This window comes from Leptospiraceae bacterium, from assembly GCA_016708435.1.
Classification (GTDB): domain Bacteria; phylum Spirochaetota; class Leptospiria; order Leptospirales; family Leptospiraceae; genus UBA2033.
Genome location: JADJFV010000001.1, coordinates 709,948 through 735,650, shown reverse-complemented (window position 1 = coordinate 735,650; position 25,703 = coordinate 709,948). Strand labels below are relative to the sequence as shown.

Annotated in this window: 18 protein-coding genes; 7 read left to right on the top strand and 11 right to left on the bottom strand. The window is 36.8% G+C overall.

The genetic code is table 11. From position 1 onward, the window contains the following. Positions 1–50 precede the first annotated feature (50 nt). The gene (locus IPH52_03545) at positions 51–1,745 is read left to right on the top strand and encodes a chloride channel protein (GenBank protein MBK7054116.1); all 1,695 of its coding nucleotides are present in this window, start codon (positions 51–53) and stop codon (positions 1,743–1,745) included. A 15-nt stretch (positions 1,746–1,760) separates the two neighbouring features. Here the strand turns inward: IPH52_03545 and gcvP are convergent, their stop codons facing one another. The 5 genes from gcvP to ppk1 form a co-directional block, all read right to left on the bottom strand. Then, complete coding sequence (gene gcvP / locus IPH52_03540) at positions 1,761–4,661, bottom strand: aminomethyl-transferring glycine dehydrogenase (GenBank protein MBK7054115.1); 2,901 nt, start codon at positions 4,659–4,661, stop codon at positions 1,761–1,763. Positions 4,662–4,739: 78 nt separating this feature from the next. Then, positions 4,740–5,603 (bottom strand): alpha/beta hydrolase, encoded by an 864-nt coding sequence (locus tag IPH52_03535; GenBank protein MBK7054114.1) that lies wholly within the window; start codon positions 5,601–5,603, stop codon positions 4,740–4,742. A 16-nt stretch (positions 5,604–5,619) separates the two neighbouring features. Further along, positions 5,620–7,560 carry a hypothetical protein gene (locus IPH52_03530; protein ID MBK7054113.1) on the bottom strand — a complete coding sequence of 647 codons (1,941 nt, stop codon included), beginning with the start codon at positions 7,558–7,560 and terminating at the stop codon, positions 5,620–5,622. Between the two features lie 3 nt (positions 7,561–7,563). After that, on the bottom strand, positions 7,564–9,450 hold the full coding sequence (locus IPH52_03525) for a hypothetical protein (GenBank protein MBK7054112.1): 1,887 nt from the start codon (positions 9,448–9,450) through the stop codon (positions 7,564–7,566). A gap of 17 nt (positions 9,451–9,467) precedes the next feature. Beyond that, complete coding sequence (gene ppk1, locus IPH52_03520; GenBank protein ID MBK7054111.1) at positions 9,468–11,525, bottom strand: polyphosphate kinase 1; 2,058 nt, start codon at positions 11,523–11,525, stop codon at positions 9,468–9,470. An 82-nt stretch (positions 11,526–11,607) separates the two neighbouring features. On the opposite strand from ppk1, the gene fliD reads away from it, so the two are divergent. Together fliD and IPH52_03510 are read left to right on the top strand one after the other, a co-directional pair. Beyond that, complete coding sequence (gene fliD / locus IPH52_03515; protein ID MBK7054110.1) at positions 11,608–13,542, top strand: flagellar filament capping protein FliD; 1,935 nt, start codon at positions 11,608–11,610, stop codon at positions 13,540–13,542. Between the two features lie 62 nt (positions 13,543–13,604). Then, complete coding sequence (locus IPH52_03510) at positions 13,605–14,561, top strand: hypothetical protein (protein ID MBK7054109.1); 957 nt, start codon at positions 13,605–13,607, stop codon at positions 14,559–14,561. Between the two features lie 224 nt (positions 14,562–14,785). Here IPH52_03510 and IPH52_03505 read toward each other — a convergent pair whose 3' ends face one another. The 5 genes from IPH52_03505 to IPH52_03485 form a co-directional block, all read right to left on the bottom strand. After that, positions 14,786–15,379, bottom strand: a complete 594-nt coding sequence (locus IPH52_03505; protein ID MBK7054108.1) for a hypothetical protein — start codon at positions 15,377–15,379, stop codon at positions 14,786–14,788. Positions 15,380–15,454: 75 nt separating this feature from the next. Further along, positions 15,455–15,922 (bottom strand): DUF327 family protein, encoded by a 468-nt coding sequence (locus tag IPH52_03500; GenBank protein ID MBK7054107.1) that lies wholly within the window; start codon positions 15,920–15,922, stop codon positions 15,455–15,457. Next, on the bottom strand, positions 15,922–16,260 hold the full coding sequence (locus tag IPH52_03495; protein MBK7054106.1) for a polymer-forming cytoskeletal protein: 339 nt from the start codon (positions 16,258–16,260) through the stop codon (positions 15,922–15,924). The genes IPH52_03500 and IPH52_03495 overlap by 1 nt, the downstream gene beginning before the upstream one ends. An 8-nt stretch (positions 16,261–16,268) precedes the next feature. After that, positions 16,269–17,123, bottom strand: a complete 855-nt coding sequence (locus IPH52_03490) for a M23 family metallopeptidase (GenBank protein ID MBK7054105.1) — start codon at positions 17,121–17,123, stop codon at positions 16,269–16,271. A gap of 138 nt (positions 17,124–17,261) precedes the next feature. Next, positions 17,262–19,613: a hypothetical protein gene (locus IPH52_03485; protein ID MBK7054104.1), complete on the bottom strand. Its 2,352-nt coding sequence runs from the start codon at positions 19,611–19,613 to the stop codon at positions 17,262–17,264. A 131-nt stretch (positions 19,614–19,744) separates the two neighbouring features. On the opposite strand from IPH52_03485, the gene IPH52_03480 reads away from it, so the two are divergent. The 4 genes from IPH52_03480 (at position 19,745) to IPH52_03465 (ending at position 24,339) form a co-directional block, all read left to right on the top strand. Then, the gene (locus tag IPH52_03480) at positions 19,745–20,713 is read left to right on the top strand and encodes a KpsF/GutQ family sugar-phosphate isomerase (GenBank protein ID MBK7054103.1); all 969 of its coding nucleotides are present in this window, start codon (positions 19,745–19,747) and stop codon (positions 20,711–20,713) included. 317 nt (positions 20,714–21,030) lie between these two features. Further along, a complete protein-coding gene (gcvT, locus tag IPH52_03475) occupies positions 21,031–22,140 on the top strand; it encodes a glycine cleavage system aminomethyltransferase GcvT (GenBank protein ID MBK7054102.1) in 1,110 nt (369 codons plus the stop codon). A 10-nt stretch (positions 22,141–22,150) separates the two neighbouring features. After that, positions 22,151–22,534: a glycine cleavage system protein GcvH gene (gene gcvH / locus IPH52_03470; GenBank protein MBK7054101.1), complete on the top strand. Its 384-nt coding sequence runs from the start codon at positions 22,151–22,153 to the stop codon at positions 22,532–22,534. 23 nt (positions 22,535–22,557) lie between these two features. Further along, positions 22,558–24,339, top strand: a complete 1,782-nt coding sequence (locus IPH52_03465; GenBank protein MBK7054100.1) for a protein kinase — start codon at positions 22,558–22,560, stop codon at positions 24,337–24,339. Between the two features lie 27 nt (positions 24,340–24,366). Here the strand turns inward: IPH52_03465 and IPH52_03460 are convergent, their stop codons facing one another. Next, entirely contained in the window at positions 24,367–25,596 is a 1,230-nt protein-coding gene (locus IPH52_03460) for a DUF445 family protein (GenBank protein ID MBK7054099.1), read from the bottom strand. Between the last annotated feature and the right edge of the window lie 107 nt (positions 25,597–25,703).

Sequence of the window (25,703 nt, the reverse complement as noted above, 5' to 3'; positions counted from 1 at the left end):
GTGTCTCTGCGCCTCCGTGGCAAGTCTCATTACCAATAAAATAAGTAATAATGTTAAAAATAAAAAATAGTATTCATATATATTTCATTTCCTTTCTGACAGGAATTATAACCGGATGCTTCATCATCCTATTCTCAAAAATTCTTTCCTACGCCGAAAACTTTTTTCCATTCCTAAATGTATCGGCTAACTCATATTTAACGCAAGGGTTCAACTGGCAGTATCTATTTCTACCGGTATTAGGTGGTTTATTGGTTGGATTTATCACGCATTACTATTGTCCTGAGGCTAAGGGCAACGGGATAGACAATGTATTGGATGCCTTTCATAACAGAGATGGAGAGATGCGCGGAAGAGTTTCTGTCTATAAATCAATCGTTACAATTCTTACACTCTCTCTAGGCGGAAGTGCCGGTAAAGAAGGACCTGCCGCGCAAATAGGAGCAAGCATAGGTTCATCGATCAATGATTTTTTCGGCGGAGGTGCACGAGCAAGAAGAACTATGCTCCTTGCCGGAGTCAGTGCATCTCTGGGAACAATATTCCAAGCGCCTCTTGGTGGTGCGTTAACCGCAATAGAGATGGTCTACAAAGAAGATTTAGAAAGTGATGCTCTGATTCCTTCTATCATTTCGTCTGTATCAGCTTATTTTTTATTGAGTTTCTTTGGCGTCATACATAGAGATTTATTTCCACTCGATGAATTGTCTGTCGCATACTTACCATTTTACCCTATACTCGGTTTTATTTGTTTTCTAATAGGATTTTTATTGGTTAATTTCATTAAGACGCTAAGAGCCTTTTTTGCTAAATGGAAAATCTATCCTCCTTTAAAACCCGCTATCGGTGGGTTAGTATGCGGAATTATTTATTTATTCTTTCCTATTGTTTCAGGAACGGGAGAGAATTTTATTCATAAATTTCTTTTAGAATCAGGACTACGCTCAACCTTTGCAAAGTTAGATTTAATCTATTTCATTTTATTCGTGATAGGATTTAAAGTAATCGCAACAAGTTTTACAATTGCCTCTGGCGGATCAGGAGGAATCTTTGGTCCCTCTTTATTTCTAGGTGGCTCAATTGGAATGCTTACAGCAGAATTTGTTGGAGTCTACTATCAATTAGACTCTGCACATTACCAAAGCTTCGTCTTAGTGGGAATGGGAGCTTTTTATGCGGGTATCGCAAGTGCGCCTATCGCTGCCATGATTATGATTTGTGAAATGATCGGAAGTTATGTATTGCTTCCACCTCTTATGCTTTGTTCCATTCTAGTTGTATTGCTATCCAAAAAATTCAACCTCTACCAAGCACAAACACATAACCGCTTTCACTCTCCCGCACACGCATGGGATATACAGACAGATGTCTTGAAGACAATGCCTGTTTTCCGCTACAAGAAATTCCTTTTACATTCTCTTGTGGTTTCTCTCGATAAACCGCTCAGTAGTATTAAAAAAGAATTAATCAAGTTCGATGATAAAGATTTCGTAGTCGTTGATTCCCAAAATAAATATGTAGGAATGATTACTTCTTTGCAATTGACTCGTATCGAAAATAAAAAACAATTCAAGTCATCCATTTCTCTCATTCATCCCATTCGACTAGAAGAGAGCATCGGTGATGCCCTCAATCTACTCAAAGAAAAGCACCTAGATAAAGCGCCTATCGTCAACGAAGAAAACGAATTCGTCGGCTACTTGCGCTATCATGAAATACTTGAATTGTATTTTGCGAAGAAGTAGGGTGTTAATCCTATATTACTCGCTATAACTCTCGAGAGGCAAACAAGCACAAACCAGATTTCTATCTCCATACACATTATCCACACGACCTACAACAGGCCAGTATTTGTGCTCACGAAGATAGGCAAGCGGATAAGCGGCTAACTCACGGGAGTAGAGATGATCCCATTTATCAGAGATGACCATCTTAGCAGTGTGCGGTGCGTTCTTGAGAGGATTGTCTAGTTCGTCTAGCTTCTTAGCTTCGATGTCTTTGATTTCTTTATGGATGGCAATCATAGCATCACAGAATTTATCTAGCTCTTCTTTAGACTCGCTTTCCGTTGGTTCAATCATGAGAGTTCCAGGAACAGGCCAGGACATAGTAGGAGCGTGAAATCCAAAGTCCATAAGACGTTTTGCAATATCGTCTACTTCTACTTTTGCGCTCGCCTTATAGCGTCTAACATCGATAATACACTCATGAGCGACTAAGTCCTTATTACCGCGATAGAGAACAGGATAATAAGACTCTAAACGTTTTGCAACATAGTTAGCGTTGAGAATTGCCATCTTGGTTGCATATGTTAAACCTTCTCCACCAAGCATAGCAATGTATATCCAAGAAATTGTTGTTATACTTGCACTACCCCAAGGTGCACTAGTTACTGAATTTGTATTTCGTTTGCTTCCGTTATCGACTAACGCATGTCCTGGAAGAAATGGAACTAGGTGAGCCGCAACTCCGATAGGTCCTACACCGGGTCCACCACCACCGTGTGGTATACAGAATGTTTTGTGTAAGTTTAAATGGCAAACGTCCGCACCAATTTCACCGGGACTGGTTAATCCCACCTGTGCATTCATGTTTGCTCCGTCCATATAAACCTGTCCACCATTGACGTGAATGATTTCACAAATTTCTTTGATCGTTGCTTCGAATACACCGTGAGTAGAAGGATAAGTAATCATCAACGCACCAAGTTCGTTCTTATACTTCTCAGCTTTTTCTTTTAGATCAGCGACATCGATATTTCCATTTTCATCACAAGCAGTTACGATTACTTTAAATCCTGCCATCACAGCAGACGCAGGGTTTGTTCCATGAGCAGATGTTGGAATGAGGCAAACAGTTCTATGCCCCTGATTCTTAGCTAAATGGTAATCTCGAATAGCGAGTAATCCCGCGTATTCTCCTTGAGAGCCTGCATTTGGTTGAAGTGAAATTGCTTTAAATCCAGTGATTTCACAAAGCCATTTTTCTAATTGAGAAAACATTTCTAGATAACCACGAGTTTGCGCTTCTGGCACAAATGGATGAAGCTTAGAAACTTCAGGCCAAGTTAAAGGAAGCATTTCAGTAGCAGCATTTAGTTTCATCGTGCAAGAACCAAGTGGAATCATAGAATGAGTGAGACTCACATCTCTAGATTCAAGTTTGCGGATATAACGCAAAATTTTTGTTTCAGTGTGATAAGTATTAAATACAGGATGAGTCAGGTATTTGCTGGTTCTAACGAGTGACTTCTGAAAATTATAAGATACGGTGTCTGCCGCAATATTTACATTAACCGCTACGCCTTTATTAAATACGGAAAGCAGTGTAAGAATATCTTCTTTGCTTACAGTTTCATCTAAAGAAATTCCAATCGAGTTTTCTTCGTAGCGAAGATTTACGTTTTTAGATTCTGCAAGTGCACGAATTTCGGATTGTGTGCCTTTATCCGCAGCAATAGAAATGGTATCGAAATAATTTGCAGTATTGATTTTAAATCCAAGCGACTCAATTCCCTTTGCAAGAATAGAAGTAAGCAAATGAATTCGAGTAGCGATATGTTTAATTCCTTCCGGTCCATGATAGACTGCATACATAGAGGAAATTACAGCGAGTAATACCTGAGCCGTGCAGATATTGCTAGTTGCTTTATCGCGACGAATATGTTGCTCTCTAGTCTGTAGCGATAAACGCATAGCAGGCGCACCTTGTGAATCTTTAGATACACCAATGAGTCTTCCCGGAAGGCTACGTTTAAATCCTTCCTTCGTTGCCATGTATCCCGCATGAGGTCCACCAAAGCCAAGCGGTAAACCAAATCTTTGTGTGCTACCAACTGCCACATCAGCACCAAATTCTCCCGGAGCTTTTAGAATACTCAAACTAAGTAAGTCAGCGGCGACTACTACCAATACTCCGCTAGCATGAGCTTGTTTTACAAATTCTTCGTAATCATAGACATTTCCATTCGTCGCAGGGTATTGAACCACAGCGGCAAAATACGATTTGTCGGCTTTGAACGTTTTAAAATCTCCTACAACTACTTTGATTCCGACAGGAAGAGCACGAGTCTTTACTACGTCGATTGTTTGCGGATGACATTCATCTGAAATAAAAATCGTGTCTCCATTATCATCAGCCTTCACCGCATGACAAAGAGTAACCGCTTCTGCTGCTGCTGTTGACTCGTCAAGTAAAGAGGCATTTGCAATTTCAAGACCGGTCATGTCGATGATCATAGTTTGAAAATTTAGAAGTGCTTCTAAACGTCCTTGCGCTATCTCTGCCTGATAAGGTGTATACGCTGTATACCAACCGGGATTTTCTAAAATATTTCTTTGAATGACTGCTGGAATAATACAGTCATTGAATCCTGTTCCAATAAATGTTTTAAAAATTTTATTCTGCGAAAGGATTTTCTTTAACTCCTGCAACACTTCGTATTCGCTCTTTGGCTCAGTCACACGAATCGGATTTTTTAAGCGAATGTTTTTGGGAACCGCTGTATCAATCATTGCGTCTAACGATGAGTATCCAAGAGTATTTAACATTTCTTGCACTTCGTTATTGTCAGATCCCACATGACGTTTCAAGAAGCTGTCTGCTGGGTCGAGCGGATTGATAGATTTTTGGGAGAGAGTTGAGTTTGGATTAGTTGTCATTTATCCTTCCTTAATACTTACCTTCCATAAATTATCCAAAAAGCAGCTTGTCAAGTGTAACTCAATGGATCATTTTCTTCACAAATTATTCTTTTTTAAAAAATCCAGAATAGTGGATGCTAAAATTTCATACTCCTCTTGAACTATATTATGTGATGCGCGCGAGACGATTAGCAATTCGGAATGGCTAATCTTTTGATGCATTTCCTCGGAACGTCTTGCTGGGGCAAATAGGTCTTTTCCGCCTGCGATAACAAGAGTAGGTAAAAGAATTGATTCCAATGGTTGACAGAGAGGATGATTGTGCACATCCATTAAAAAATGAATGAGTAAATTTAGATCCTGACGCTTCATACTTTCTAGAAATGGTTGAATGTCTTCGCGAACTGTTCTTTCTTCGTTCAAAAAAGTCTTCTTTGCAACAAAGAGTCTAAGATCAAAAGGAAGTCCATGAATCCATCTCCACGCACTAGCAAATGCATGTGGAACAACGGGTGAAAGTTTTTTTAAAGCCTCGCCGAGTTGACCAAACACAGTAGTATCTAAATTTAAAAAAGAATCCATCACTCTATCACTAAATCCCGCGATTGATATAAGAGAATTCGGTATGTCCGGATAACGGAAATTATACTCAAACATGATTTGCGCACCTGTGCTGTAACCAAGAAAAATCGCTTTCTTTACATTTAGTTTTTCTATGACTCTTCTTGCATCATCAACACTTCCTGCAACGGTTACTTCCTTATAGCTCTTAGGTGTTCCAGACATACCATGCCCTTTATAATCCCAATAGATGACTTTATATTTTTCAGAAAGTAGATTTACTATTGGTTTTAAATTTGCTTCGCTACAAGTAAAGCCATTGAAAATAAAAATAGGAAATCCTTCCCCTTGCACATAGTAAGCAATCCGAGTCCCATCATTAGCAATAATAAAATCCATACTGCTTCCTTAACTTTTATTTCTTGAATGTAGGCATTTTAAAATTAAATTTTAACTTAGGAAGTTTTAATTCAAACTTTGGCTTTTCTACTTTTTCTTGTTCAAGAGGTAACGCTTGTAATTCGAAGTCGATTCTCACATATTTTTTATTGATAAGTTTCATTTCTAAATGACCATCGAGTAAACGTAGAATTTCTTTTATAATCGCCCATCGCACAGAATGGATATTACCCCCAACTGTAAAATCATTTAACTGCTTGTAAAGCTTTTGTGTTTTCTTATGATCGAGACTATATAGCATAAACCGAAAATGAAGATGATTTTTTAAATCCGACGTTACAATTAAATCTATGCTACTTATATCTTTAAAGCCAGTAAAGTCAATCAGGCGAATGATAAGCGAATTAATTAAATCTAAACTATTGTGAATTTGAAATTTGTCATCTACTTTGATGGTATAAGTGACATTAGCCATTGCAAGTATCGTTCTTATAAAATCGACGAAATCAACTGTCTCCTTCGATAAGGGCTCTGCCATTACTTCTAGACGCGATAATTCTAAAATATCATCGAGAGAATATTGCATCTCATCGTAAATGACTTGGATTTTCGAAAGAGATTCCTTTACTGCTTGCGGATTATTGTTATTCTTGAGTGCTCTAGTTGTTAAAATAGATTCATCTATAGAAGGACTTAAAATTCTATCCATATATAAGAAAATCTTTTCTCGTAGTTGATCAATCTCTGTTAGCTGCTCAAATCTATTTTGAATTTTAATTTTCAAAAAAATAAATCTAAGGCGAAGAGCCATAGTTACTAAAAGAATATAAAACAGAACTGATGCCTCAATGGAAGATTGTCCCTGAATATAACCTCTAAGCAGGAAAACCTCTTTGATTACACTATAAATAAAGTATACGAGTGCGACACTGTAGATAATTGCGTCTCTATCTTTTTCTTTTACTTTCTGAATAGAGACGTACAACGAATAGCCCAAGATGAGCAAAATATTGATTACCCATATATTGATAAAATTATTCCAGAAAACATAGTTGGGAATTACAAGAAATAAAACACAGAAGGCAAGATTGAGCAGGAAATAATAATTCTGATATTTTATCTTTGATAGTTTGAAAAAACTTTGAAAGAACTGCACATAAAAGAATGGCATATTCAAAATTAACGCTGATTCCAAGTATTTGAAAACTAGAAAATTATGCGAAAATTCAAATCGAAATTCATTTTTGGTAAACAAAAGAATCGAAAAGGAAATGATAAAAATACTAAACGCAAGGTATTCCTTCATCTCTTTCATCTTTAAAAAACTGATAACGAAAAATATTCCAATAAAAAGATAAACTGCTTCAAAAATTGTATCATCAACAGAATTTTGAATAATAAAAGAGGTTGCAGATTCTAAAGTTGCAATTCCCACTGGACCAGAAACTATACCAGCATACGCTCGGAAGTTTGAATTTATCTTTACGGCTAATACGTTATTGCCCTTTCGTAGCAATCCGGGCGGTATTGAATAAATTCGTAATCTACCAAAAGCAACTTCATTTTGATGAATATCTTCCGGACTTTTTCCATTGATACCAATGATTTTACCATTGAGATAAACTTCATCCCTATCGTATATAATACCTAGGGTAAGAGCTAATGCGCTCGTAAAATTCTCAGCATCGAGTTCGAAAGACTTTCTCATCCAAAAAATTCCCCGATGAGAACTATCTACTGTTCTGAGATTTCCGGGAACTTCTACTGCTTGCCAGTTTTGATGAGAAAAATCTAAGTTTGCATACTCAGCATTATCCTCAAAATCGACCTGCCATTCTGTTTCAGCAAGATTGATAATCTCTGTGCTCAATTCTTCCGAAGGCGCATAGCAGTTTCCTAGAACGAATAAAGAAGCGGCTAATGTTAAAAATCTAAAAAAGGTTAAATATTTTTTCATGTTTTATACCGGAATTGTTACTATGAATTTTGATCCAGTGCCTTTCGCGCTTTGGATTTCTAAGCCACCGCCTAAGAATTCGGAAATTGCTTTCACCAGTGTGAGCCCTATTCCAACACCCATTGTCTTGTCGTTACCACTTGTTCCACGCACAAACTTTTTCTGAATGTCTAGCTGCTCTAGACTATCAATTCCTTTTCCTTCATCAATCACAGTGATTTCGATTAAATTTTTAGTTTCTGATTTTATCAAAACTTGTAAGCCTGTATCTTCCGGTGTATACTTATATACATTTTCTAACAAATGATAAAGGATAAGGAAGATTAACTCCTTTGATTGCATGAGTTCAATGTCACCCGAAGAAATAGAAACCTGTTTCGATTCTCTAGTCTGAGAAAGTCTGCTTTCAATCATAGAAAGAGTATCATTGACTAAATCTTTCAAAGAAAATTTCTCGATTACATTTTCATATTTTCTACTTTCAATTGCATTTAATACAACTGCATCACTGATAATAGAGCGTGTTAAACCCTCATAGCTTTCAAGACGCTTGATTTTGTCTGGAGTCTGTTTGGGATCAGACTCGGCTAACAAGTCTTTGACGGTAGAATTAATTCCATCCATATACTGCTTGAATTCATTAGAAAGATTAACTAAAAATTTTGTTTTTGACTTTTCCATTTTCTTTAAATCATTTTCCTGTCCAAGGAAACGATTATAATTTTCTACCATCTCCTCAGATAGCTGAACTGAAATGTTGATTAGAAAAAACATAAATCCAAAATGAACTATAGAAGGAAACTTTATAAACTCCAAAGCTTTAAGTAAGTCTACAACAACGCTAGGCAGAAGTGCAAGCGTTCCAATAAATACGTATTTGAGTTTATCTTTATTTTTTATATAATTTTTTGAAATGATATAAAAGCAACGCGCTAGAGGATATAACATAAAGTAGCCGTTATATCGAACAATAGTCTCCCATTTGTCAGGAGTGTGCGCTAACCAAGTAACAATCATAAGTAAAACCATAATTAATTCATAAATCCAATTATGCCATTTGCGTTTATGGTTTACAAAATAAGTAATGAAATTTACAAACAAAATCGGAAGCATCATGAGAAGGATTAATTCGACTCGATAAGATAAACTAAAGTCATCAAATATTCTATATCTAAATTGCGTGCGGATAAGAGTATACATACCCAAAATAATTGAGAAGAAAGAAAAGAAGAGATTACTCTTATTGGTAGAGCGGGCAAGTGAGCCTAAAATAAAAAAAAGTCCCATCGCAATAAATACAAAGCCCGAAATAATATTGAATATTTCTTTTCTCGCATTCTTCCAAGATAAAGTAAATTCATTTCCAATCACAGGAACGTTATCTAATCCGTAATAGTCGGTAGAAGTATAGATTCGAACGGCTAATAGGTTTTTGCCGGGTTGTAGCAACTTAGAAGAAATGGAATAGATTCTATCTTTTTCTAAATCCGCTTGTAGGACTGGAGATACTTTTCCGGTTGAGCCAATTTTGATTCCATTAAAGAAGACTTCATCAACGTCACGAATTTTTCCAAAGTTAATGGCAAGAGAAATAGAAGCCTCTTTTATATTTTCAGGAAGCAGCAAGCGACATCGATACCAATGATAGCCTGTTACTGTAACTTCTGGATTTTGATCATAGCCTGAATCTGGCAAAGTCTTCTTTGCCCAACTTGAATCTTCCATGTCAGGACTTTTCCATTCCGGGTTGTCGCCTTTCATGAACACCCATCCAGACTTAAGAGGAATTGGTTCATCAAAAGAATTTAGCATTCGATCACAATCGTCCGCATAACTTTGCGTAACCGCAAAAAATAAAATAAAGAATGAAAGTAAAAATTTTAACAACATGAATCTATCCAATAAAGCTATATTTTTGCGAGTTCCATTTGAGAATCAATCGGAATTTCTCCTTCCGCCGGAGAAAGTTTGCGATAAATTCCATCACTACCGAGAATGCGAGCCTTTACATTGTCTTTCATTATAATATCGATAATCTTGAAAATTTTATTTTGAATTCTTTCATCTAGAATTGGAAACATTACCTCGATTCTCTTGAAGAAATTTCTAGGCATACAATCCGCAGACGATAGATAGACTTTTGGCTTTCCTGCATTGTGGAAAATAAAAATACGCGAATGCTCTAAGAATCTTCCAATGATAGAGCGAACAACAATATTCTCCGAAACACCCGGAATGCCCGGTCTTAGACAACAAATTCCTCTGATGACTAGATCCACTTTGATTCCCATGCCGCTTGCTTCATACAAAGCTAGAATTAATTCTCTATCTACAAGCGAATTCATTTTTAAAAAAATGGCTGCTGGTTTTCCCTGCTTAGCATTTTCAATTTCATTCCAAATTAAATTCAATATATCATCTCGTAAATACAAAGGAGCCGCAGATATGGTGGAGAGCTTTGGCATTTTAGCTGAGCTTGTGAGCGCATTAAAAAGAGTTCCAATGTCTTCGGTGATACTTACATTATTTGTGAATAGCGACAAATCAGTGTAATACCGCGCCGTTGCCGAATTATAATTACCTGTGCTCAAATGCACATAACGTTTTAATTTGTCAGTCTCTCGCCTGAGAATCAGTAACACTTTACAATGAATCTTTAGACCGATTACTCCGTATACTACGTGAACACCTGAATCTTCTAATCTCTGTGCCCAAATAATATTTCGCTCTTCATCAAAACGAGCTTTTAATTCAACAAGAACTGTGACCTGTTTACCGTTTTCCGCTGCTTGCTTTAAGTATTGGATAATCGGAGAATCCCCACTTGTGCGATAGAGAGTCATTTTGATAGCGAGAACTTTTGGATCTTCACTCGCAAATTTTAATAAATCCTCAACAGCTTGAAACGAATCATAGGGATGATGAAATACAATATCGCCTTTGCGAATAAGTTGAAAAATTTTATCCAGACTGTATTCACTTAGTTTATTCTTTACCGGGACTGCTGGAAATTTTAATGCAGCAGTATCAGAGATTCCATAGAAATACATTAAATCTCCAAGATTTAAGAAGCTCGGAATTTCATACATTTCATGATCTTGAATTTTAAGAAGCTCCATCACTATTTGTTTTAGATTTTCTGGAATCTTACTGTGAACATCTAACCTTACAGCGTCTCCCCAAAAACGATTCTTTAATTCTTTCTTTACGTTTGTTAATAGACTTCCTTCTAATTCTTCGTGAATCGAAAGATCAGAATCTCGCATGATTCGAAAGGCATGAATTTCTTTAACAGTCAATCCATAAAACAAATCCGAGAGGTGAAGAGTGATTATCCCCTCTAAAGGAAAAAATCTTCTATCTCCATCGCTAGAGGGCAATTCAAGAAAGCGCGGTAACAAAGAAGGCACTTGCACTATAGCAAAGAGATTACGCGTATTATCCTCATCTCCTGTCAGTGTAATAGCAAGATTAAGAGAACGATTGAGTAGATGAGGAAACGGATGAGATGGATCAATTGCAAGCGGAGTAAGAATACTGGATACTTCTTCTTTGTAATATTTTTTTATGTAAGCAATCTCTGTTGGTTTGAGTTCGGCTTCATTGTTAATGATATTGATTTTATTTGCTTTTAGATCGGGGATAATTTTTTCAACTAAGACTTCGTATTGCTTTTTGATGAAAATATTTACCTTCTTGGAAATCTCTAGAATGACTTCCGAGCTTCTCATTCCGTTTAAACTTTTTTCGTCAATGCCTGAATTAATCTGATCTCGGAGACCAGCGACTCGAACCATAAAAAATTCATCGAGATTCGATTCAGTGATGCATAAAAATTTCAGTCTTTCTAATACCGGGTTAGAAGGGTCACATGCCTCTTCTAAAACTCTAAAATTAAAATCTAACCAAGAGAGCTCTCGCTCAAAAAATATATCCTTGTTATTTAAACTATCCAATCTATCCATGTTTCCATTGTATTTTTTTGGTCTAAATTAGTAATCTTTTTTATTGATAAGACGAACATATTTTGGTAGGAGAAAATTTCTTATGCCCGCATACACAATATCAGGACTTAGTTCTGGTCAGAACACAAATGACATAATCCGTAAACTTCTGGAATTAGAAGCAAAGCCCATTAAAAGGTGGGAAAAAGAAAATGAATACCAGAAAATTCAAATTAAGGCATGGAATGAGCTTAGAAATTTAACACTCAACTTACAAATCAAGACAAAAGCCCTCACATCTTTTACTGCTCCTTTTTCTTCCAAGAAAGTTTCTGCTAACGAAGAAGGATATATTACCGGCGAAGCCAATCGAAATGCTAAGTCAGCAAAACAAGAAATTGAAATTATGAAACTCGCCTCCAAACAAAAAATTGCAGGTAGCAAAGTTAAACTGGACACAACTCTGCCTGCGGGGCAATTCTCTATTATCTCCAAAGACAAGCGTATAGACATTGACTTTGCCGGTGGAAAATTAGAAGACTTACAAGAAAAAATTAGAAACTTCGGAAGTCAGATTGTCAAATCAAACTTAATGAAAGTAGATTCTGACAATATGGTTTTCTCTATTCATGCATTGCAGTATGGACAAGAAGCAGCGATGAAATTTCTAGATCCAAATGGAATTTTACAGGCTGCTGGAATTGTAGGAGCTAACGTGCCAGAGCCTGCACCAACGATCAGTTCTATCCGACTCAGTGCAGAAGGACAAACTTCGTATCAGCCGGAGAAATTTGTCAATAACGCAAAACCTGAATTTGCCGCTACACCTGGAGTGAATGGAGGAGTGTTGATTAAACAAAATACTGCCTTTGCATTCCCAGTAGATAAATTTAGAATAGAGAAACTTTCCTATTTAGAATTTTATCCAGAAAAGACAACTGGAACTATTCCTGATTATTTAGCGATTGGAATTTATTACGAAACCAAAGACGGAGAAAAACTAAAATACGAAAACATTCCCGCAAAAGGTGGAAAATATGTAGTCCCCGTTGCGACTTTTGCGAGAGACAATCTAATTACCAAAATCGTTTTAGGAAACACGGGAGATGCAGAGATGACTGTCTCCGAAGTCAAGTTTGTAGTTCCTGGAGAAATACAAGGTGCAGCGATTAACAACATTATTGCGCCAGCAGAAAATGCTCTTTTTAAGATTGATGGAATCGAAGTAACACGCGACACGAATGAGAATATCAAAGATGCAATTGAAGGTGTATCGTTTAACTTAATCAAAGAAACAACACAACCTATTACAATGGAAATTTCCGTTGAGACAAACAAGGGAGTTGTGATGATAAAAGAATTTGTGGATGCATACAATGAATTGATTAAGTATTCAAAAGAAGTAAGCACAGCAAACAAAGATGCAAAGGTAGATCTAAGCACAGCGGCAGAAGATAATAATGCAGTAGATATTTCAGAAGAATATTGGAAAAATAAAACTAAATCAGGAATCCTTGCAGGGGATAATGCTATTATCCGCTTAGTGGCAGGACTCAAGACAGCGACTAGTGCGTCTTATCCATCATCTGCTGAACCAAGATACAAAGTCCTTTCTGATATTGGAATTTCTACCGGGGAACTAGGAAGCAATTGGAAACAAATTCAAGAAGGACTTCTTAAAATTGATGAATCGACTCTGTCCATTGCTCTCAATGATAATCCTGAATCGATTCGTGAACTATTTGCCTCTGACAACAACAACGACAACCGAGTCGATGATGGAGTAGGTGTTGCTATCTTGGAGCATTTAAAGCCATACACACAATTAACATCAGGACTTGTGACGAGTAAAATCAAATTAGCCGAGTCTACCATTTCTGAAAATAGCAAGAAGGTGAAAGACTTTGAATCCCATCTCGTTAGCTTTGAAAAGAAATTAAAACAGAAATATCTCAACATGGAACAAGGCGTAGGCAAAAACAAAGCAGTTGGCAGCTACCTAAAAAATAATTTTCAACGTCGAGGCGGGGATGATTGATTTGTTATTCCCGAAAATTTTTATTTGCTAGTATACGTTATTAAAATTCTATAGATAAAGTTATGATTATTTATTTAAATGAAGAAGTCTTAGAGACAAAACTTGAACAAGAAAAAACAGTAGATGAAGTATACAATGCTATTAATTCTTGGATTGAATCAAGTGGAAAGTATTTAGTAAATTGTTTCGTGGACGGAGTCGAGAAAAGTCTTTCTCAGTTAAAAGAAATAGAAATAAGCAATGTGCAAAGACTTGATTTCTATGTTGGCGAAGACATTGATATACTAATCGCTAGCCTTCTTGAATTAGATAAATACATTGATAATGTAGGAAGCGCTCTTTTTGGAAGAGACTCCCTTACTCAAAAAGAATCTCATGATTTAAAAGAAGGACTCAATTGGATTCAGACTGTTCTTAGCTCCGCAAAGACTCTTCTTCGTTTGGATTATACACGCATTATCCCCCACGGCTCAGATAAGAACATGCTCGAGATCATTGCGAAAGCAGTAGATCCGAGCAATAAATTAGATTCAGTGAAGCTAATCGAAGATTACCTCGAAAATCTCCGAGACCTAAAACTATTCACAATGGACTTACTCAATCGGGTAACACTCTTAAACATTGACACAGAAACAGTAAAAGAAATTCTTACTACCTATGGCGAGCATATGGAAGTCTTAAAAAAAGAATTCGTTCGCGTCAATGAAAACTTTCAATCCGGCAAAGATCACTTAGCCACTGAATTACTATCTCATTCTACTGGACGACTACATGTAATGATATCTGGACTAATTTCTGTCGGTAGCCGCGGAAACGATGTAAAAGTAGAAGACATTCAGATTAACGGTGAGACTTTATTTACAACAAACAATCTATTGACTGAAAAACTTTCCCAAATAGAAAAAGCTTTAGCGGATAAAGACATAGTAACCGCTGGAGATATTCTAGAATACGAACTACCAGAGATACTAGATAAGTTCGTGCCTTTCTTGATAGAGATTAAAAATAGATTGAAATAAGTTTTAATTACTCACCTTGCGCGAGTTGAGTAATTAACATGAGTTTGATATAAGAATTATACTGTCATTTCGAACATCGCTTGGCGGCTGGATTTGCAGCTAAGCAAATGAGTGGATGTGAGAAATCTATCTGACAATACTACGATAGTATTAAGCAAGATAGACCTCTCACGGTGAAGCTGTTCGAGGTGACGGTAGACAAAAATCCTTACGTCAAACTCACGTTAATTACAATAATACTTATCTCTTTTCACAATTGCTTTGCATTGTCTTGATTTGCAATAATAGGAATCGTTACTCGCAATACCTCTACAATCAGCATCGCTTGAGTCACAATAGTATTTGTCTTTTGTCACCCATGCTTTGCATAATTTTGATCTACAATAGTATTTGTCGTTAGCCGCTACACCTTTACAGTCATAGGTAGTGCAGTAGTATTTGTCGCTTCTTACAATTCCTTTGCAATCGTTTGTGGTGCAATAGTATTTATCCCCGGAAGCAATTGCTTTACAATCTCCAGATGATAGCTTGGCGATGTAGTCTAATGGCCATTGGTCGCTATATACTGAGCTTGAGCTACTACCCGATCCAGTTCCACTGCTGCCAGAGGAACTACTACTTGAGCCATAATTACTAGTTGACCCGGATGAAGTCGAGCCATAGCTTTCGCTCGTGGGCGTAGCGCTTATTGGATTATCACTTCTATAAAGAACTTGCAGTAAGATTCTTCTTTCGTTTATTTTTTTCTCTTCCTCCATCTGAGGATTGGAGCAAGCAAGGGAAATAAAAACAAGAATAACTATCATTAATCGTTTCATAATGATACCATTATCTCATAAAAATTAAATTAACGCCATGAGTAGTTTCCCTAACTACTTGAATTACCTATTCGATTATTCTTTTAAATCCATGAGTAAGCCGCGAATGCGCTCTAATTGTTTCAAGAGAGAGAAAGCAGAGTTCTGAGGGCTAAGCATTGTGGAAGCGAGAATTTGAATATTCTCATCCAAAATTTTGACTGTCATTAAAATTTTCTTATCATTACGACCGCGTTGCTTTGCTTGTGATAATTGCGTGTTGTTTTTGAGAATCGTATTTGTGATGTCTTTGACTAATTTTTTATATTCTTGTAGATTATCCTGGCTAGGAGTATTTAGAAAACGCTTTTCCATTTCTGGAAGCTTTTGCCATAGCTCATTGATTTCTCTTGTGTCTTCTCTATCAGATGGAACTATAGATTCTAAGATTGAGAGAAAAGAGTTTTCCTTCTCTTTTATTTTAGCAGAGCCATCTGATTTTATTCCTTTAGAATTTTTATCAGCAGTAGCTTTTGGTTTATCCGTATTAATCGAGAATTGCATTATGGATTTACCGTGCACTTGCCTTCAAAGAGGACACCTTCTTCAATTAGTAGCTTAGGAGTAATTACATCGCCATATAATTTGCATGTTGACAGGAGAACAATTCTTTCGGAGGCATAGATATTTCCTCTTATCTCTCCACCCGCCACAACTACGCGAGCTCTAATGTCAGTTTCGACTAATCCCGTTTTGCCGATGATTACTTTTCCATCTGTTTGAATTAGACCTTTGAATTTTCCATCAATACGGATTAGACCGGATAATTTGAATTCGCCGTAAAACTCGGAACCTTCTCCGATAATACTATTAACTGAAAATTCTTCTTGTTCTTCGCTCATTTTGCTCCCTAATTTTGCACCTGATTTAAAAAGGAATATGGGTTTAATGGATTTGTGCCAACATGCACTTCATAATGCAAGTGGAATATGGAACTACCAGAAGTTTTTCCAACATAACCAAGCACATCCCCTTTTGAAACCATCTCTCCCTTCTTCACCTGCAATCTTTCTAGATTAGAGTATATTGTTCTCCAACCATATTTATGTGTAATCTTTAAATAATATCCAGTGGATTCAGTATAACCTGTTTCATAAATTTCTCCGGGTGCAGTAGCAACTACTTCGGTTCCAGGAAATGTTCCAATATCAATTCCATTGTTGATTACTTCCCGTCCAGTGATTGAGGAAAAGTATTTTCCGAATGGAAATAAAATATAACCGCGAGTTGGCCAGAGTGAGGGAGTGTTCTTGATGATTGACTTTCTTTGCTTAATCGTTTTGATAATTTCTTTTGTAAGCTCTGCTGATTTCTTTAAAGAGTAAATATCTGACTTCAAAGTATATGTTTCGGGAATAATATCGGATTTTGTATCAAAGACTCCAAGGGGTAATTTCGATTTGTCGCTCAAGCCTACACGCGAAGGGTCACCACCCAATTTTATATAGAGCCTAGAAACTCTCTGGTAATAATACGAACTCATTTCATGTAAAAGATTCATTTCGGATTTGAGCTTCAGCGATTGTCTTTGAAAATCACCACTGGAAATTTCTAACTCTTCCATCTCATGAACTCTCCCGCTATAACCAAGCACAATGACTGCCGAAGTTGCAATTACAATAGAGAGAGCAAGAAACACAAGAGTGATAGATTTATAAGTTATGCTAATTTTATAACTTGGTTTCTCATTGTGAGGAATAATCATCACAGTGAGAAACTCTTTTCTTTTTTTTATAATTCGATCTTTCGAACGAATAAAAAATAATTTTACATTATTCAGTTCTTCTAGAATTTTTCTAGAGACTGTTTTTACATAAGAAACTAAATTAAATTTCACAATCGACTACTTCATTACCTTAAGGTCGCGTAATTTCAAATTGTCGCGATTTAAAACTCGAATCGATACACCTGAGTTATCCGGTGCTCGCTTGGTTAGATAGATTTTATTTTTCTTAAATGCGATTTCACAGTCAGGATTAATTGGATCGCTACTTCTCATTTCAAATGTAAGATCTTCTTTGAATTGAGCTAGATAATACTTTCCATCTTTAACTTCGATTGCATAAATTTTACCGCTTTGCTCTTTAACAAAAGATCTCCAGAAAATAATTTCCTGTGTTTGTTTTATTAATTTTAAATTTTCTTTATCAAGTAGCGCAAGATGATGAGTATCCGTTCCAAGAACGTCATTCTCTCTAAAGCTCATTACCACTACACCGGTTCCAAGCTCTTTGAATTCTTTCCCACATACTTTTTTAAATGGACTTTGAAAAAGCTCGTCATCATTTTCAGTATCTACCGCCCACATTTCAGAGCTATAATGACCTTCTGCTAAAAATTCTTTTACCTTTAGAAAAACAATTTTTTCTCCAACAACGTTTTCGCTGTTTTCTACTTTATCTTTTTCTTTTGCTTTGAGTTCAGTTAATTCTTGCGCCATCTTTTTTATTTCGGTTTTAGTAGTCGGTAGTTTTTCTTCTACTTTCTTAGCTGGTGGAGGAGTAACTACAGTCTTGGGTGCTTCTTTCTTTGGCTCTTCTACTTTTTTAGGCTGCTCCACTGGCTTATCAACAGTAACCGTCTTTGCAGGCTCAGGCTTGGTTTCATTCAGCGCAACTGTTTTGGCAGGTTCTTTCTTTGGTTCTTCTGGCTTTGTCTCTTTAGCGACTTCTTTCGCGGGAGTCTTCTTTTCTTCTATGACTACTGGTGGTTTCGTTTCCTTGGCTACTTCCTTTGCTGGCTCTTTCGCAGGAGTCTTTTTTTCTTCTATAACAACTGGCGGTTTCGTTTCCTTAGCCGCTTCTTTTGCTGGCTCTTTCGCAGGTGTTTTCTTTTCTTCTATAACTACTGCCGGTTTCGTTTCCTTTGCTACTTCCTTTGCTGGCTCTTTCGCAGGAGTCTTCTTTTCTTCTATGACTACTGCTGGTTTCGTTTCCTTAGCCACTTCTTTTTCAGGCTCTTTTGCAGGTGTTTTCTTTTCTTCTATAACTACTGCCGGTTTCGTTTCCTTTGCTACTTCCTTTGCTGGCTCTTTCGCAGGAGTCTTCTTTTCTTCTATGACTACTGCTGGTTTCGTTTCCTTAGCCACTTCTTTTTCAGGCTCTTTCGCAGGTGTTTTCTTTTCTTCTATGACTACTGCGGGTTTCGTTTCCTTTGCTACTTCTTTTGCAGGCTCTTTCGCAGGTGTTTTCTTTTCTTCTATGACTACTGTTGGTTTTGTATCCTTTGCTACCGGTTTATCTATAGTAACCGCTTTTTTAATTTCAGGATTGCTTTCTTTTGTTTTTTCCGGTTGTTTTACTTCCGACTCAGTTATATTGGATGTTTTTCCTTTATCCTTTTCAACCACTCGCTCTTCAATGTGTTTCTTTTCCACTACAACGTCTGTCGGTTTCGCTTCCTTAGCCGTTTCCTTCGCAGGAGTTTTTTTATCATCCACCGTCTTAGCGGTATTGGTAATATTTTCTTTTGACATTTCAGAGCTAGGAACTTTTGGTTTGGTTGGTTTTATTTTTTCACGCTCTGTAACTGGATTTTTTTCAGTGGATGTGGGTTCTTTCTTTTCTTCAGTCTTGGTTTCAGTTTTTTTCTCAGTCTTATTTTCTGTAATCGTAGGAGTTTTAGATTCGGCGGAAGATTTAATTGGAATTACAATCTGTGTATTACCAGGCCAGTCATTGAATTTTTTACCAATGCCAACTTTGTTTTTATTTAGAGCGGCTACTAGCGATTTGGTGTATCTTTTTTTTATTCGATCTAGCTTCTGACGATTTTGTGCATTGTAGTATAAAACTTCCATTACTAGAACATCTGCATTTTTTTCTGTATACTCAAATGAACTCTGAATATATGCATTTAAAATTCTCTTAATAGAATTGATATGTCCGTAACTAGAATTTTTATTTAAAACTAAAATATCACCGCCGAATTTTCCAGGCTCGTCTGAATAAAATCTTTGGAGAGTAAAGCCTTTGTAATTGATTGGCTTATTCGTTTCAATTACTTGTTCATGAAGTCCTTTTCCAATCTCAACTTCAATAGCTTTCAATTCGGGAGTAGCAAATTTATCAGAACGGTTCTCAAATTTTGTGTAGGGGGCTTTTCGTATTTCCTCTTCTCCAAGGACAACTTTTGAATCGGCAAAAAGCGAAGCTTGTATTAAAAATGTTACGGCAAATAAATAAATATATTTCATAAATTAATTCTTTTCCTAATTGTATAATCCTAAATTGCAAGCAGAGTGCAATCTTTTTTCTTCCACTGTTATTCGAAGAAGTAAAATCTTTTACTGTTGACATAACAAATTCAAAGATTTTTCATTCAGCTATGAGCGAGATTTTAGAAAAAATAAAAAAAGCTGTCACAATCGAAGTAGACGCAATCAAACACTTCCAAGAGACATTAGACCCGAACTTTGAGCAAGCCGTTGAGCTAATTTTACAATCCAATGGAAAAGTGATTGTTACAGGAGTCGGAAAGTCAGGAGACATAGCTAAAAAGATTTCCTCCACAATGAGTTCCACCGGCACTCCAGCAATTTTTCTTCACCCAACCGATTCTGCTCATGGAGATGCGGGACTGATAGCCAAAGATGATGTAGTAATAGCCATTGGAAAAAGCGGAGAGAGTGATGAACTAATAGCCCTTATCCCCACTATCAAAAAAATCGGTGCCAAACTAATAGGAATCACTGCCAATTCAAAATCAAAACTTGCTCTTGCTTGTGATGTAACACTCATTACCCCCATATTACAAGAAGCCTGCCCTTTAGCACTCGCACCAACTTCAAGCACAACTATTGCACTCATCGCGGGAGATGCGATAGCAATGGCTCTCATGGAATTAAAGAATTTTCAAGCCAATGACTTTGCTCTATTTCATCCAGCAGGAAGATTAGGAAAAAGGCTTAGTCTTGATATTGAAGACGTTATGCGCGCCGGGGAAAACAATGCAGTCATTAAACCAGATGCTGATCTCTCAACCATTCTAAATGAAATCACAACAAAGCGACTTGGTGCTGTTGGTGTTGTAGACGAACAAAACCTACTCATCGGTTTTATCACTGATTATGATATTCGAAAGTTTCTGTTACAAGGCTCCCTCACCAAAGAAAAGACAGCACGCGAAATCATGAATCCAAATCCAAGTTCCTTCAAACTAGGAATGAAAGCATACGATGTATTAGTCGCTATGGAAGAAAGATCCCGCCCCATTTCTGTTGCCCCAATCACCGACCAAGAAAATCATCTTGTAGGTATAGTGTTAATTCATGACTTACTGCAAAAAGGGCTTTAGTAAAAAATTGCTACAAGACATCGAGGCTTATTTTACAAATAGGTCAGGCGTAAAAGATTGAATGCTATTTAAGGCTTCCATTTTATTAAAGCCCATATTTTCTATTAATTTATAATAAAGTCCAATCGCCGTTTCTTAAAAGTTACTTCCATACTCTTTATAGATAACATCTCGAAAGGGATTTATTGGCTTGAAAACAAGAAGATTATGTTCTTTTATTAACCTGGATTTACTCATTTTTTATTTCAATAGAAATTTTGCTTTTGGCATTTGATAGAGTCATTAGATATTGGTAAAAAACGAAACGAGGGCGATGTTTGGAAAATCTAAAAGTTACTCCATTGAACGAGGTTCACAGAAATCTTGGTGCGCGTATGGTGCCTTTTGGCGGATGGGATATGCCTGTTCAATATACGAGCATTATACAGGAACATCTCTCTACGAGAACAAACGCTGGCCTATTTGATGTATCTCATATGGGAGAAATTTTCCTCACCGGGAAAAAGGAATCTCTCCTGACTTTTTTAGAAAAGCTAACTTGCAACCAAGTCGCAACAATGCATGACTTTCAAGTCCAATACAATGCCGTCCTCAATGAAAATGGTGGCTTGGTAGACGATATTACCATTTATAAATTCAACGATGAGAAATACATGATATGCTCAAATGCTTCTAATTATGAAGCGGTATATGCGCATTTACTCAAATTTAATACTGATCTCAAGATTACAAATGAAAGTGCAAACTGGCATCAGATTGCAATCCAAGGTCCGAAGGCAAATCAAATCTTTTCAAAATACCTTGGTCAAGATTTAGAAGACATTGGTTATTATAAGTTTAAACTCATTTCATTTAAAGGGGAGCAAATGATTGTTTCCCGCACAGGCTACACTGGCGAAGATGGATTTGAAATCTATTCAACCATTCCAACTGGAGTTCAAATCTGGACAGAACTTTTAGAATTCGGAAAACCTTTTGGCTTAGCTCCCGTTGGACTTGGAGCAAGAGATACACTTCGCTTAGAAGCAAAATATGCATTATACGGTCACGAATTAAATTCGACTAGAACGCCTGTAGAATCAGGAATCGGTTGGATCGTAAAGGAAAAGACTACTCCTTATTTGGCATATGACAAAATCATTTCGCAAAAAAAGAATGGCGCCGAATACGGGGTAACAGGCATTAAGCTCACAGAGGCGGGAGTATTGCGAGAAAATTATTCCGTTTATGATGAGGCAGGGAATTTAATCGGTCAGACATCTTCGGGAAGTTATTCACCTTCCCTCAAAGAAGGAATCGGATTAGTTTTTATAAAGAAAGGATTCATTCAAAACGACAAAGTCGTGTTTGTTGAAATTCGTGGTGCTAAGAAAAAAAGCATTATTCAAACAGGAAATTTTATTAAGGGAAGCGTTAGAAAGAAATAAGTAGGATTCTATGACAAAAATTTTAGACGGACATAAATATACAGAAAAACATGAATGGGTGAAAATCGAAGGAGATACAGCAACTTTCGGAATCTCTGATTTTGCACAAAATGCGTTAGGGGACATCGTATTTGTAGACTTACCAAAAATCGGAAAGCTAGTAAAGAAAGGACAAAGCTTTGGCACGATTGAATCCGTGAAAGCAGCCGAAGATTTATACGCTCCTTTGAGTGGCGAGGTAATCGAAATCAATCCAGCGATTTCAAAAGACCCTTCCATTGTAAACAAAGATGCATTTGGCGCATGGATGATTAAAGTAAAAAATATTAACCTAACAGAGGCTGATTCTCTAATGGATTCAAATAAGTATAAGGATTTCACTGCAACTCTCTAGCAGGTCAGATCGTTAGTAAATATATGATAAAGTGTTTTTATTGCGGAACAGAAAATTCGGAGACAGATAAGTTTTGTCGCCAATGTGGCAATGGCTTACAGTCAGCGGTTACGGGAAATAAACCGGATGCCGATATCGAGCTATTGAGTTCTCATCTTTCTCCCAAATTTACAATCGAGAAAAAGATTGGCAAAGGAGGAATGGCAACAGTTTACCTAGGCGAGCAAACAGCTCTTCAGCGCAAAATCGTTGTTAAGTTCTTAAATAAAGACATTTCTGATGATGATGAAATACGAGAGCGTTTTATTTTAGAAGCCCGCACTCCTGCAAGACTAAAGCATCCAAATATCGTTGAGGTAATAGATGTAGGTCTCTGCGATGATAGACCTTATTATATTATGGAATACGCATCCGGTGGTTCTGTTGCAGATAAGCAAAAAAAATACCGTGACCAGGGCTCGATGTTTCCATTAAAAGAAGCAGCCGAGTTAATCACAAAAGTATTAGATGCACTTCATTACTGTCATTTGAATAATCTACAATCTCACAGAGATATTAAACCTGCAAACATTATGTATCGCGCAAATGGCGAGCCTATTATCGTAGATTTTGGAATTGCCAAGATAACGGATTCTTCGATTACCCGCACTCGTATGACAATGGGCACAGCAAATTATATGAGCCCAGAGCAATGCCAGGGAAGAAAGGACATTGATGGAAGAAGCGATGTATATTCTGTCGGAATTATGCTCTTTGAATTATTGACAGGTGATCTTCCCTTTAAAGGTGATAGTGGACTCTCCATTATGATCAAGCAAGTAAAAGAAAAAATGCCAAGCCTCTCCGGTAAGATGAAATCAAAATCCGAAAAAGTTGACCCTGACTTTTCAGTCTTAGGACCGGAACTCGAAGCAATCATTGAAAAAGCCTGTGCAAAATCCAGAAAGAAAAGATATCAGTCAGCTAAAGAATTTGCAGAAGCATTAGCCAGTTTAGTTGGCTCAGATATTCCTAACACGCTTAAGCAAAGTCCTATTCACCGCAATCTCAACTGGGGGCTAATCGTGGCTATGCTCCTTCTCGGATTGGGAATTGGTGGATTCTTAGGCTATCGCATGATTGTATTGACTTCTAAAGTCGAAATTGGAAATAATATTTTCATTGATACAGATCCTCCCGGTGCAAAAGTAATTAACACTACAACGAATATAGAAGAAGGCAAAACTCCCTTTGTCTCTTCCAAAGATCAGCCTGGAATTTATAATTACAAATTAATACTAGACGGTTATAAAGAAGGCATAACCGAAATTCAGTTGAGCGACTTACAAAAAAAAGAGACTAGACTCGTTAAGCTAGAAGCAGATATGCCGCCTCTGATTGACATAACGGATAATACACTTAATCCTCCAGATGCTAAAGACACGAAGGATGCAAAAGATTCTACCGACGCAAAAGAGGCGAAAGATACAAAGGACACTACAGAAGTAAAAGAGCCTGTGAAAGACAATGGTTTACTTTCTTACGGGGGCTTACTTTGGCAAACCTCTGATATAAAACAAATGAATTGGTATTCTGCTATTAGTTACTGTCGTAATCTTAAGATGCGTCTACCTAGTCGCAATGAATTAAAACTAATTTATAGTTCTGAAATTCATCGTTTGATAAGTCCATGCTGCGAATACTGGTCATCTACCCCTTACGAAGACGAGCCTGATTCAGCATATACAATTTCGGTAAAGAGCTACGATGCATTTTACTCAACGAAGCTAACTCGCTTCTATGTAAGATGTGTAGCTAAGCCTTAACGATTCATCTTTCGTTTAAATAGTTTCTTAGAACACTAAATAAGCTTGGTATAGCCCCACAAGTCCACCAAGCAAGGCGCCAAGGATAATCAGCGTTAGCTCATCTTCTTTGAAAACAGAATGAAGTAATTCTTCGAACTCTGCTTTTGGCAATACGGATAATCTTTCTGCAATTGTTTTTTCTATTTGTAATTTATCATTCAAGTATTTTTGGATACGATTCGCTACATCGGGTAAAATCCAGATTAGCCTTTCAGCAATCGTTTCTTTTATGTTTCGAATTTTCTCCGAGCCTAAAATAACTGGCATAAGAGGAGCCTTCTCCATCATCTTGTCGTGAGTTAATTTATATGCACGCTCAATTACAAGTTTAATTATCAAATCCCCACCTTTGCCTGTAAAGATAAGACGAATTAAGTTCTCTGTGTTTAATACGTTATGTGCAACAACATTCGCAAACTCTTTTGATACAGCCTCTTGCCGCTTTAAAAAAAGTCCCTGGTATTTAATAAAATAAAAATATCTAGTTGGTTCAAGAGGTTTAAAAATCATCTGAATTGCAATCCAATTTGTATAATACCCGACAACAACACCCATAATCGGCATCGTCCACCATTGACCTAGAATATTAATGAAGGCAAGTTGAATCAGCCCGATTAAGAATCCAAAATAAATTCCAGATACAATGATGAATTGAAATTCAGGTCCTCCGCATCTTTCAAACATTTCGATCAATATGGAAGTCTTGTGACCACTGAGGGAAGACTTGATAACTTCCTCAAAATCTAACACATTATCTAATTCAAGACCAAAGGATTTATATACTTCTACAATTTGTTTTGGAATTTCTTTACGAACTTCTTCTTCGAGAGCTTTTTTTATATCCTCAGAAAGCAATGACCAGAGAACAGGATTCTCTGTTGCGATAATATCTTTTATAATTTCCTTTGCTTTAATATCAATCAAGTCCTGTATCTGATGGCTGATTTCATTCGGATCCACTCGCAAAAATAATTCATGTGGCTTAATCAAACGCTCTGTTAAAATCTTTCCAATGAGGGTGCTCATTTTAACTGCATGATTAGGGATAATTCCTTTCCAACCTAGCTTACCAATCCCCCAAAATTCAGCAGGATGAAAAATCATCTTCACTGCAATATAGTTTGTTATCCAACCAACGAATGCACAAGTAACAGGTATGGAAATAAATTTTACTAAGTCTGGATGGTTTTGAATTAGATCATTAAGCCATTGCATATTCAACTTCCTTTCTTTGTTCTCTTCAAATTTGTGTTCTTATTTTTTTTAGCAAGACTATTTTTACTTTAATAGAAAACTTTACGTTGACCCAAGACAAATATAAA

Coding starts and splice junctions, on each gene's coding strand:
- IPH52_03545 (MBK7054116.1), top strand. CDS start 51: ATGTTAAAAATAAAAAATAGTATTCATATATATTTCATTTCCTTTCTG.
- gcvP (MBK7054115.1), bottom strand. CDS start 4,661: ATGACAACTAATCCAAACTCAACTCTCTCCCAAAAATCTATCAATCCG.
- IPH52_03535 (MBK7054114.1), bottom strand. CDS start 5,603: ATGGATTTTATTATTGCTAATGATGGGACTCGGATTGCTTACTATGTG.
- IPH52_03530 (MBK7054113.1), bottom strand. CDS start 7,560: ATGAAAAAATATTTAACCTTTTTTAGATTTTTAACATTAGCCGCTTCT.
- IPH52_03525 (MBK7054112.1), bottom strand. CDS start 9,450: ATGTTGTTAAAATTTTTACTTTCATTCTTTATTTTATTTTTTGCGGTT.
- ppk1 (MBK7054111.1), bottom strand. CDS start 11,525: ATGGATAGATTGGATAGTTTAAATAACAAGGATATATTTTTTGAGCGA.
- fliD (MBK7054110.1), top strand. CDS start 11,608: ATGCCCGCATACACAATATCAGGACTTAGTTCTGGTCAGAACACAAAT.
- IPH52_03510 (MBK7054109.1), top strand. CDS start 13,605: ATGATTATTTATTTAAATGAAGAAGTCTTAGAGACAAAACTTGAACAA.
- IPH52_03505 (MBK7054108.1), bottom strand. CDS start 15,379: ATGAAACGATTAATGATAGTTATTCTTGTTTTTATTTCCCTTGCTTGC.
- IPH52_03500 (MBK7054107.1), bottom strand. CDS start 15,922: ATGCAATTCTCGATTAATACGGATAAACCAAAAGCTACTGCTGATAAA.
- IPH52_03495 (MBK7054106.1), bottom strand. CDS start 16,260: ATGAGCGAAGAACAAGAAGAATTTTCAGTTAATAGTATTATCGGAGAA.
- IPH52_03490 (MBK7054105.1), bottom strand. CDS start 17,123: ATGATTATTCCTCACAATGAGAAACCAAGTTATAAAATTAGCATAACT.
- IPH52_03485 (MBK7054104.1), bottom strand. CDS start 19,613: ATGAAATATATTTATTTATTTGCCGTAACATTTTTAATACAAGCTTCG.
- IPH52_03480 (MBK7054103.1), top strand. CDS start 19,745: ATGAGCGAGATTTTAGAAAAAATAAAAAAAGCTGTCACAATCGAAGTA.
- gcvH (MBK7054101.1), top strand. CDS start 22,151: ATGACAAAAATTTTAGACGGACATAAATATACAGAAAAACATGAATGG.
- IPH52_03465 (MBK7054100.1), top strand. CDS start 22,558: ATGATAAAGTGTTTTTATTGCGGAACAGAAAATTCGGAGACAGATAAG.
- IPH52_03460 (MBK7054099.1), bottom strand. CDS start 25,596: ATGCAATGGCTTAATGATCTAATTCAAAACCATCCAGACTTAGTAAAA.